Annotated in this window: 10 protein-coding genes; all 10 read right to left on the bottom strand. The window is 49.3% G+C overall.

Annotated features, from left to right (window positions below):
• Nucleotides 1-350 (bottom strand): type II toxin-antitoxin system VapC family toxin (locus L5656_RS08730; protein WP_297201920.1); only part of this gene is annotated, 350 nt, incomplete at its 3' end.
• The gene (locus tag L5656_RS08725; protein ID WP_297201917.1) at nt 347-565 is read right to left on the bottom strand and encodes a hypothetical protein; all 219 of its coding nucleotides are present in this window, start codon (nt 563-565) and stop codon (nt 347-349) included. The genes L5656_RS08725 and L5656_RS08730, both read right to left, overlap by 4 nt.
• A gap of 298 nt (nt 566-863) precedes the next feature.
• On the bottom strand, nt 864-2,078 hold the full coding sequence (gene nrfD / locus L5656_RS08720; protein WP_297201914.1) for an NrfD/PsrC family molybdoenzyme membrane anchor subunit: 1,215 nt from the start codon (nt 2,076-2,078) through the stop codon (nt 864-866).
• Nucleotides 2,079-2,089: 11 nt separating this feature from the next.
• Nucleotides 2,090-2,710 (bottom strand): 4Fe-4S dicluster domain-containing protein, encoded by a 621-nt coding sequence (locus L5656_RS08715; protein ID WP_297201911.1) that lies wholly within the window; start codon nt 2,708-2,710, stop codon nt 2,090-2,092.
• 21 nt (nt 2,711-2,731) lie between these two features.
• Complete coding sequence (locus tag L5656_RS08710; RefSeq protein WP_297201908.1) at nt 2,732-5,065, bottom strand: molybdopterin-dependent oxidoreductase; 2,334 nt, start codon at nt 5,063-5,065, stop codon at nt 2,732-2,734.
• Between the two features lie 138 nt (nt 5,066-5,203).
• A complete protein-coding gene (locus tag L5656_RS08705; protein ID WP_297201906.1) occupies nt 5,204-6,451 on the bottom strand; it encodes a PucR family transcriptional regulator in 1,248 nt (415 codons plus the stop codon).
• A 109-nt stretch (nt 6,452-6,560) separates the two neighbouring features.
• Nucleotides 6,561-7,139, bottom strand: a complete 579-nt coding sequence (locus L5656_RS08700; protein WP_297201903.1) for a 4Fe-4S dicluster domain-containing protein — start codon at nt 7,137-7,139, stop codon at nt 6,561-6,563.
• Between the two features lie 69 nt (nt 7,140-7,208).
• Nucleotides 7,209-9,269: a molybdopterin-dependent oxidoreductase gene (locus tag L5656_RS08695; protein ID WP_297201900.1), complete on the bottom strand. Its 2,061-nt coding sequence runs from the start codon at nt 9,267-9,269 to the stop codon at nt 7,209-7,211.
• Between the two features lie 26 nt (nt 9,270-9,295).
• Nucleotides 9,296-9,745, bottom strand: coding sequence for a type II toxin-antitoxin system VapC family toxin (locus L5656_RS08690; RefSeq protein ID WP_297201898.1), 450 nt, complete (start codon nt 9,743-9,745; stop codon nt 9,296-9,298).
• On the bottom strand, nt 9,733-9,987 hold the full coding sequence (locus tag L5656_RS08685) for an AbrB/MazE/SpoVT family DNA-binding domain-containing protein (RefSeq protein ID WP_084663548.1): 255 nt from the start codon (nt 9,985-9,987) through the stop codon (nt 9,733-9,735). Before L5656_RS08685 ends, L5656_RS08690 begins: the two co-directional genes overlap by 13 nt.
• Between the last annotated feature and the right edge of the window lie 312 nt (nt 9,988-10,299).

Here is a 10,299-nt window from a genome sequence, read left to right as displayed (position 1 = left end):
GCCGCAATCATTTGGGCCACTATAAAAGCATCAAATATCTTTGCTCCCTTCAAATTAGGCTGCTCAGCCAGAATTTCGGTCAGCCTATCAAGGGCCGTGGATCCTGCATCGACAATTAGACAAGCGGTACGGATAGCTTTTACCTGCTCCAAAGCTAACTCTGGAGAAAGCGGCCGCTCCACCCGGCGCTTATCAGTAATAATAGCGTAGAATTCTAGCAGGATTTGGGGGGTGATAACGCCGTTAAACCGGCCTGCCATAACTGCCTCGATGAATTTGCGGCTTGCAGGGTGCTGTGGGGCATCTATATTAATGGCATAAACCCAGACATTGGTATCGACTAAAATCAACCCTTTAACCCTCTTTCATATAGCTTTTCCCGGTCAATGTCTTTTACCTCCCCCAGGCTAAATTTCCCCAACATCCTGGGAGTTAAATCCATTAAATATCTCTCCAGGGCTTCTAAAACTATCTCATTTTTCGGCCTGTTGCTGCGCGCTGCTACTCGGTCGAGGAGCTCCAGAATTTCTGCCCGGTCTTTGGGAACATAAATATTCAGTTGCACTTCCATCACCTCTAAAATACATTATAATACTAGGCAATAGCTATAAGCAATATGGAATACAAATCCTTTAAGGTCCTATATTGGCCACTTTCTCTCCGCTTCCACTCCGCTTAATGGACATATTAACTATAAAGTAAGGTTAAAATGAAACCACAAAGGATAATTTGAGCAGCAAATTGTTCTAATTGCACCACAGTATAAGTGAAGTAACAAAAAAGCCAGTTGAGCTTAAAGCCCATACTGGCTTTCCAGTCGAAATTTTGGTAGCTGGGCGGGTTATTTTATTTTTTTACTCCCCTTAGCTGGTCAGGCCACAAGAAACCCCCTGGCTTTCTTTAGGAGTACCGGGGGCCAAAATGGCCCTCGCCAGTACCATAAAGAGAAGCCCACCGAAGGCAAAAATGCCTATAAATATCCCTATTTCTACCCAAGTAGGAGTATACTTACCGGTTAGCCCCCAAGCCACAGGATAATAACGGGTGAATTCAAAAGGGGGCCAGAGATAGCTTCCCAAGGGTACCCCCGGTGCGTAGGGAAGCAAAGGAATAAGCAAGGCGGAAAAAAGTAGCCATATCCTTTTTAGAAACACGCCTATTACTACTAAGCTTGCGGCCAGGCCCACCAGCCCCGGCTTCTCCCGGTTGGAACGAAACACAAGGAGCAAGAAAGGAATAACAGCCAGGAGAATCTCTCCCCAAAAATAAGGGGCCAGGCTCCCCTTTAGCAGAAGATTTACATACCTCATAAGCCGTTCTTCGGCAGGGTAGAGGGCGGTAAGGACCTCAGAAAATACGAAGAACACATCTACGGCAATTAAAACTGCCAGTACTCCTCCTAGAGTGGAAAAAAGAGATTTATCCACCCTGTACCACCCAGAACGATCTAGACCCAGCAAGACCAAAAGCAGAAGGGCAAGGCCAGAATCCAAGGCCGAGACCACAAACAAGGGGGCGAGTAATGCGCTATGCCAGGTGGGGCGGGCGATTTGGAGACCAAATATCCAGGCGGTAACCGAGTGTACCAGTATAGCTGTAGGAAGGGCTAAAGCCGCTACCACCCGTAACCTGCCTTCCCCCGTTTCTGGCTGGCCCATTAGATAGAGGTAGTACAAGGAAAGGGTCAAGTATAAAGTTATGATGATCACATCCCAGATTAAGGGAGAATTAAGCTTGGGCGAAGTTAATAGATTAAGTATCCTATCCGGCCGACCGAGATCTACAAAGATGAAGAGAGTAGCCATAAGTATAGAGACTACCGAAAGGAGGACGGCGGGCCGGGCGGCAGGTTTAAACTGGGGTAGGTTAAAGACCGTAGCCGAAGAAGATACGATGATACCCCCCGCCGACAACCCCACCAAAAACATGAAGGCGGTAATGTAAAGCCCCCAGGTTACGATGTTGCGCATCCCTGTAACTACCAGGCCATGGGTCACCTGATAGATCCAGGCCCCTAGGCCTAAGACTGATAGGACCGATAAAATCCCCAGCCATAGATAATATCCTTTATCCCTCATCCTTAACCCCCCTAACGCAGATAATAAACCTGGGGCCTAGTACCCCGGTCCTCTAGTAGCCGTTCTGCAGGACGTTCCCGGAGGAGACGGGAAACCTCGCTTTCCGGATCGTTTAAATCCCCAAACTTCCGCGCCCTAGCCGGACAGCAGGTCACGCAGAAGGGCTCGCCCCCAGCATCTACCAGCTGCTGGCAAAAAGAGCACTTCTCTACTACCCCTCGCTTACGATCAGGCACCCCTTGGCTCCCGTAAGAGTGTCCCGGGATTCTAAGGGGTTCCTGCCAGTTGAAGACCCGGGCATTATAGGGGCAAGCCGTCATACAGTAGCGACACCCTATGCACCGATCGTAGTTAATGAGCACCCGTCCGTCGGGATCCTTATAAGTAGCCCCTACGGGGCACACCTTAACGCAGGGGGCGTTTTCACAGTGCTGGCAAGCTACGGGTAGATATTCCCGTTTTAAATAAGGATAACTCCCCTCAGGAATGTCCAGGCCAGGACCTCCTCTGGTCAGGACGCGATTCCAAAACAAGCCCATAGGTACGTTATTCTCTAGCTTACACGCTATGGCACAAGTATGGCACCCGATGCAGCGCTTAAGGTCGATAACCATACCATACTTTTTAGCCACCCAGAGCACCTCCTCTCCCTTTTAGACTTTTTTTACTTCTACCCGTACATCAAAGAAGGAATAGTTAAGGGTATTCTCTTTATACCGGGCATGGGTGAGTTCCTGGTGATGGCCGTCACGGTAAAACCACCAACCCTGCTGGATGTGGGCTACTCCCGGCGGGATAGCTTCGTTATAGCGGCAGCGCAAAGTAACATGGCCGCGATCATTGAAGACCTCTACCAGGTCGCCGTCGCCGATCCCTCGCTTACGGGCTTCCTGGGGATTTAAGTCCACAAAGGGTTCCGGATTAATCTCCCGCAACCAAGGCTGGTTTTCGTATTGGGAATGGACCCGGAACTTCTCGTGGCGAGTAATAAGGATCAAAGGATACTTAGCCGCCTGGGGGCTATCAGGGCCTGCTTCCAGGGGCCACTTGAACACCGGCAGCTCTTCCCCCTGGGGCACTTTCTTCTCTAAATAAAACTCCAAGCGACCGGTGGGAGTTTTAAACTTGCCATCTTGCCAGGGGATGTAGGGTTTGGGCAGGAACCGGATGGCCTGCTCTTTTTTAAGACGCTGGTAGTCGATGCCCTGCTGGCGCATCAAAGGCATATCTAACCACTTGGCACATTCTTCTTCTATAGAACCGAAATACTGGCCTAAACCCAGCCTGGAAGCTATCCCCCGGTATATCTCCCAGTCAGGCCTGGCCTCCCATAAGGGCTCTATAACCTTCTGCCGGTACAGGACATAGGGAACATCCCCGGAAAGCACTATCTCTTCGGTTTCGTAATAATGGGCAGCGGGGAGGATGATATCTGCATAATTCAACGTGTTATTGAAGAACTGGTCCACGGCCACCACCAATTCCAGCTTGGGCCATACCTCGCGCAGCCATCTGTTGCGGTCAGAAGTCTGAACCAACAGGTTGGAACAAGTGATATAAAAGGCCTTTATAGGATAAGGGTTCTGTCTTATGACTGTATCTTGGAGCTGGATCAAGGGCAACATCTTAGGAGAGGTTCCCCGGGGCAATAGCCAATTAACGTTATAAACCATAGGATCGAAGCCGGCAAAGAACATACCTAGAATATTGCCCGATTTCCCTATATTGCCAGTAAGACCCAAAAGGGTTATCATGGCCTGGCCGAGGAGATCCGCATGGTGGTAGCGGTCCGCACCAAAACCAAATTTAATGCCTCCCGGCCGGTTGGTAGCCAGTAAAGTGGCCACCTTAACCACTACTTCCGGGCTTACACCCGTTATCTCAGCCACCTTAGCCGGGTTATAATCCTGGACGACCGTTTTAAGCCTACTGAAAGCAGTAGTGCATTTAACCCCGTTTACTTCGAACTGGCCTTCTAAAGCAGGCACAATATCGGGAGTATCATAGGGAACCGCCCGCCCAGAACGGGTATCCCACACCAGCGGCTTTTCTCCCTGCCGCAAGAACAACCTGTTATCTTCCCTTACCAGGAAAGGAGCACAGGTTTTATTTAAGGTGAATTCCTTATCCACGAGGCCTCTGGTGATGATGACATGAAGCATTCCTAAGGCAAAGGCTATATCCGTACCCGGCCTTAAGTTGACCCAGGTATGGGCCTTCTGGGCCGTAGTGGTATAAATAGGATCGATAACCACTAGATGGGCGCCCTTTTCCACTGCTTCCCAGATGAAATGCCACTCATTGATCTGGCTTTCAGCGCAGGCGCTGCCCCACAAGATAATAGTCCTGGCGTTCACCCAGTCAGCGCATTCATTGCAATAAGCATCGAAAATACCGGTACCCAGAGCAGAGGAAAACCCGATGGATACAGCCTGATCGACGCTACCCGAGGCCAACACGCTCTCTAAAACCCCAGCGAAGCGATAAGCGCCACCATATCCCCCGTTCAAGAGCCCGTAATTGCCCGATTGATGTACCACAGCTATAGCCTGGGGGCCGTACTTATCACGTAACTCTTTGAATTTGCCAGCGATAAAATCAAGCGCCTCATCCCAGCTTATCCTCTCCCATTTACCTTCTCCCCGCTCGCCTATGCGGCGCATAGGGTATTTTAATCTATCAGGGTGGTAAAGGCGCTGGATATGGGTAAGGCCCCGGAGACATATGCGGTTATATTCCGGATCCGGCATGGGGGCAGGAGCTATCTTAACTACCTTCCCTTCCCGGACCGTGACCAGGTGATTGCATGTTTGCCAGCAATTAGGGGAACAGACGGTTCTGACCACCTTTTCCTCCCGGGCTAAAGGAGCAGCTTCCGCAGGAGACAGCCACCGGTAAGCCTTGGTAGCTGACCAGCTTACCCCAGATGTCGCGGCCAGAACTGCCGCTCCTTTTAGAAAGGTTCGGCGGGATATCCTGCCCGACAATCCCTTCTCCTCCTCTCCAGACAAATATTGAGATTGCTTTCACTTTTTCTAGATGGCCGGGTACTCTTCCTTTGTCCCCTCCGCTAAAATAAAAAAAGCCCCCCTTGTAAAGAGGGACAAATTTAATAAAGCCTAAGCTTATTTGTTTTCCCTCTGAAGGTGCATAACTTGTAGCGCCAAATACATATTTACCAAGGCCTCAATGTTATCCAGTTTCAGGGCTGTGATCTCCTCAATTTTCTTAAGTCTATATTTTAGAGTATTGGGGTGGATGAATAGCTTTCTTGCCGTCTCCTGTTGATCACCATTACACTGGAAATATACTTTCAAAGTATTAAGAAGTTCGTAGCCTTGTTCCCGGTCGTAATCTAGCAGTGGTCCAAGGATCCCTTGCCAGAAGTCCCGCAGTTCCAGCTCGCCTAATTTATAAAGCAGGCGGATTATCCCCAGCTCGCTAAAATAAGTGAGGGTTCCTCTACCTTTAAACAGCATCCCCAATTTAAGGGCTGTCTTGGCCTCTTGATAAGCCTTGTAAAGTTCCGTCACTCTGGTATAAAACTCACCCACCCCGGCGGAGAAGGAAAAACTGGGGGATCGCTTTAGAATATATCTCCGCAGCTCCCTTACCCAGTCTTCTAGGGCTTTTTTCCTTTGGTGTTTATCCTCCTTTAAAGTGTAAGGTAGAAGGATGACCACTTGGCCCTTGATATCTAAAGCTATCGCCCCTCTCTTTTCGGCATAATCCACTACTATTTCGTTAAACTTCTCGTTAATTTCCTTAAGTATGATTTCGCTTGTCGTTGGAAGTCCTTGTTCTTCGTCTAGTTGAAGGACGAGCAAAGCATAAGGCAGGGTTAAATTCCACCCCCACATCTTACCCCTATCTACCAGGCTTTCATAGTCTTCGAAGTTATTGTACAGGATCTCTAAAAGAAATTCTCTCTTATACTTTTTCTCCTGGTTTAAAAGGGCTTTCTCTTTCTTAAGTTCTATCAGCACGGGAAGGGATACCTCAGTAAGAAGATCGTCCACATCCCTATTTCCAGGGCCGGCCATCTCCAGGACAAAAAGAAAGCCTTCCAACCGCTCCTCTCCTAGAGCTACGGCCGTATAATTCACTGGAGACCCTTCGTCGTGCCATAGAGTGCCTTTAAGCACGCGCCCTTTCAGTTCTGGCCAGGATGAAGGAAGGGGCACTGGTAAAGGCAGATGCTCAGGCCAGGGATATTGGACCCCCAGGAAAGGCTGGCCTGTCAAGATCCGGTAGGTGGCGTCAGTGATGATTACTGGATTCCGGCATTCCTCGGCGACTATCTTAGCCAGGCCTGTTAAGCCTTCCTCCCTCGCCATACTTAAAAGCAGGCGGGTTACAGGTTTAGGTTTCATCCCTTCTACCCCCATCCTTGCTTAGAGGTTTCCGAAACATTTCCCAGACCGGGGCGCTGGCGCTTGGGGAAACATCCTTTGTTTAAGTCCTGCACTTAGTTGTCTAAAGTTACAAAAAAGAACCTAAAATATTTGGCCTGTTTAACAAGTGTTTTAACCTGCCTGATAAACGGAAACGAAGGGAAGGCCCTGTAAGTATAGGGTCCGGAAGGCCGGGGATTTTATCTACCGTATCTGCCAGGTTTTCCTCTCCTTCCCGGAGGTTTAAAGCCCCTGTAGGACAGGCTTCCACGCATACCGGTAGTAGACCGGCATCCAGCCTGGCATAACAAAAATGGCATTTATCTACCTTCCCCCTCTCCTGGTCAAATTGGGGGGCTTTATAGGGACACGCTTGGACACATCGGCCACAGCCATCGCAACGGCCTGCCTCGTGAATCACCACCCCGTCTCTCCTTTTCCGGTAGGTACGGTGGGGACACACCCGGAAACATTCTGGATGCTCGCAATGGTTACAGGCTAGGGAAAGATATAAGACTACTAACCCTTCCGGGGTGAGCCACTCTAGCTCATATACCCGCCGGAAAGACTGGCCCTCTGCCAAATGATATTCACTCTTGCAAGCCAGTTCGCAGCTACGACAACCGATACAGCGCGTTATATCCAGCAAAAATACCCTGTTTCTCATAGGTCCTCCTTAAATTGGTATTATTCCCCGAAAATAGCATGCCAGTATATCCATTTCCTGCTAGTGCCCCTAGATGCGTGCTATATTTACAAAGGTTTCAAAGTAAGCGGGAGCCGGGGCCCCTGCTCCCTCTTTACCCAGGTCGGTTTCCACGCCACCCAATAACCGATTTATCTTTCCACCTGTTCCCCCCTGGTAACAGACGACCACCTGGGGAGGAACCCTTTGCGTCACCAAGACTGATAAAACCAGTTCTCCCCGGTCGTTGTAAACCCGGACCAAGTCCCCGCTTTTTAGGCTTAACTTATCCGCTATAGCAGGATGCACCCTAAGCACAGGTTCCCGGCTACCAGACATCAACCATGGTAGATTTAAAAATTGGGAATTGTTACCTCCCTGGAGGTGGGGAGTCAGCAAGCGGAAGGGATAGGGTGGAGGAGGTGAAAGGGGGCTCGCCAGGACGGGAAGGGCCGGTAATCCCGCCTGCCTCGCCTTCGCAGAAAAAAGCTCATATTTACGCGAAGGGGTGGCAAAGCTAGGCTCTCCTCCTCTTTCGGGCATCTTAAGCTTGCGCGGGCCCTGCAGGAGCTCGCGGTAATCCTTGATACCCAGTAGCTGGTAAACATAAGGATTGAATTCGGCCGCTACCCACTCCTCCTCGTCCCCACCGGTAGGGAAATTACAACTTCCAGGCGAGAGTTCATTAAGGCGCGCCGAAAGATTCCAGGCAATCTCCAGATCTGACTTGGATTCTCCTACTGGGGAGATAGCCTGCTGATTGATGGCCACCCACCAGTGCCAATAGCTAGGAATTATTTCCCATTCTTCAAACTGAGTTGTACAAGGTAAAAATAGATCAGCATACTGAGATGTGGAAGTCAAAAACTGGTCCACCAGAACCACCAATTCCATATTGGACATGGCTTGCTGCAAGGCTGCCGGATCCGGGGCCTGGGATAAGGGGTTGGCCCGGGCAATCCATAAGAATTTGACTGGGGGTTCCTGGGCCGCAAGTAATCCTTCTCCCGCCCTGGTGATGGGCAAGTACCGATGTTCGCCCTTGACCCCCGGTGGCGGCGACCAGTTCCTAGCATGAAAATTGAATAGATCCCACGTCTGTAGGCTGGCGTAGTAAAGCCCACCCCCCGAGAAACCAAGGCAACCAGCCAGAGCAGCCAGGGCGTTTATGGCCCGGATGTTCTGTCCGCCGTTGGTATACCTCTGGAGCCCCATACCCTTCCATAAAGCTACCGGCCGATGCTCTACAAGGATTTTCGCCAGCTCTTCTATTCTAGCCTGGTCCACTCCGGCGACCCGATATATATCGGTATATTTTAATTCGTTTTGGAGATAAGATCTGAACTCCTCCCAACCTAAGATATATTTTTTAGCAAAATCTTCTTCGTACCATCCCCTTTCTACCAGGTACTTAGCTACCCCCAAGGCCAAAGCACCATCGCCGCCCGGGTTTACCTGGATATGAAGGTCAGCCTGAGCAGCAGTAGCTGTTATTAAAGGATCGATAACCACCACTAGAGCCCCCAGGCGACGAGCCACATCTATAAAATGCATCTGGTGGAGGGCTGTCCAGGCAGGGTTGGCCCCCCAGATTATAATCGACCGGGCCTTCGCCATAGTTTCGGGATCCGGTTGTAGATTGCTGCCCATGTCCAAGAGATTGGCCTCTAAACCGGCTGACCAGCATAAGTTCCCTTGAATTTTGGTTATAAACCCGAGGGCATCAAAAAAACCCTCTACGGCCAAGTGCAAAAGACCGAGGTGTCCATAATGTACATAAAGGGCTATGGGCCAAAGGGATCCATAACGACCTTTAATTTCCAGTATCTTACGCGCTATAATATCCAAGGCTTCTGTCCAGGAGATCCGCCTCCAGTTCCCGGAACCCCGGGGTTCCTGACGTAAAGGGAATACAACACGTTCGGGAGCATACACGCGCTGAACATAAGCATACCCCTTAGCACAGAGGCGTCCCCGGGTAAAGCCGTGCAGGGGATCCCCGGCAACTTTCTCTAAGCGCCCGTGCCGGACGTAAGAAAGCATGCTACAGGTACAGAAACAATTCCGCGGGCATACATTGCGGTAAACCTGGTATTCCTTTTCCAGCACCATTTTTTCAGCACGCCCCGATTTCAAGGCTATAAATAATCTTTGAGAAACAGTATGGTAAGTTGGCCTATTTGTTGGGGTAAATTCAAATCGTTAGTAAGGAATATGGTAGCCTGGCTTTCGATTGCTGTAGCTAATTGTATGGCATCGGGTGTACGGATACGGTATTCGGCTCGGATTTCTGCACAGCGGACAGCTATCGGCAGGGTAAAAGGAATGATGGTCAGATTGGGATAGGAAGAAAGTAATATTACATATTCCATACAGATGTCTTCCCTACCAAGCGATTTAGGCTTTACCAGTATTTCTGCCAATGTTAGAGTAGAAGTAACCGCTTGAAATCTCCCTTGTTCTAAAGGGCTAAAAATGTCTTCCTTAAGTATTGTTGCCCTAGGAGCCGCCTCCAAGTAGTAAATAAAGCAGTTGGTATCAAGGGCAATTTTTTTATGACCACGAATAACTTTGGCTAATTCCCCCATGAATCCCGCTCCTTATTGACATAGCTGTCAGGATCTACCCCGTTCCATATTTCGCGGTGGAGACCTAAAAGACGTTCGGCATAACTCTTCGGTTTAGGGATTATTACTATTGTGTTTCCTGTTTTTTGGACTAAAATTTCATCCCCTTCAGACAAGCCAAGGCTTTTCCGGATTTTATAGGGCAAAACCATTTGGCACCTGGCTCCAAGTTTTAGGGTTTCAATAATGATATCCTCAGACATTGAACAAAAACCTCCTACACAATCGACAATCTTTATGTAGTTTTATTTTAAGGTATGAAAAAAGGAAACTCAATACTTAATTTGCCTAAGTTATCTCCTGTTTTGCACCTAGGACAGGCTACTTGGCTTTTGTTGGCAAATACCTTGTAGCGCGCAGGACTTGCATTATTTAAGCATAAGCGGCCAGCGAGAATTTTAGTCTCTAACTTCTACTTTCATAAAGTAGTACCGCAGGTAGGAGGCGGCTTTAGTTAACAGTTCTTCCGGGCAAGGGGGAAGTTGGGCAAGGGTCATATCAATAAGGGAACTTGA

The sequence above is a fragment of the Thermanaeromonas sp. genome (genome assembly GCF_021890735.1).
Lineage (GTDB): Bacteria > Bacillota > DSM-521 > Neomoorellales > Neomoorellaceae > Thermanaeromonas.
This window is presented reverse-complemented; position numbering and strand designations above follow the sequence as displayed.

Bases quoted from the DNA above. Each gene is read 5' to 3' on its own strand.
- L5656_RS08700 (WP_297201903.1), bottom strand. From the start codon at position 7,139: ATGAGAAACAGGGTATTTTTGCTGGATATAACGCGCTGTATCGGTTGT.
- nrfD (WP_297201914.1), bottom strand. From the start codon at position 2,078: ATGAGGGATAAAGGATATTATCTATGGCTGGGGATTTTATCGGTCCTA.
- L5656_RS08695 (WP_297201900.1), bottom strand. From the start codon at position 9,269: ATGGTGCTGGAAAAGGAATACCAGGTTTACCGCAATGTATGCCCGCGG.
- L5656_RS08705 (WP_297201906.1), bottom strand. From the start codon at position 6,451: ATGAAACCTAAACCTGTAACCCGCCTGCTTTTAAGTATGGCGAGGGAG.
- L5656_RS08685 (WP_084663548.1), bottom strand. From the start codon at position 9,987: ATGTCTGAGGATATCATTATTGAAACCCTAAAACTTGGAGCCAGGTGC.
- L5656_RS08690 (WP_297201898.1), bottom strand. From the start codon at position 9,745: ATGGGGGAATTAGCCAAAGTTATTCGTGGTCATAAAAAAATTGCCCTT.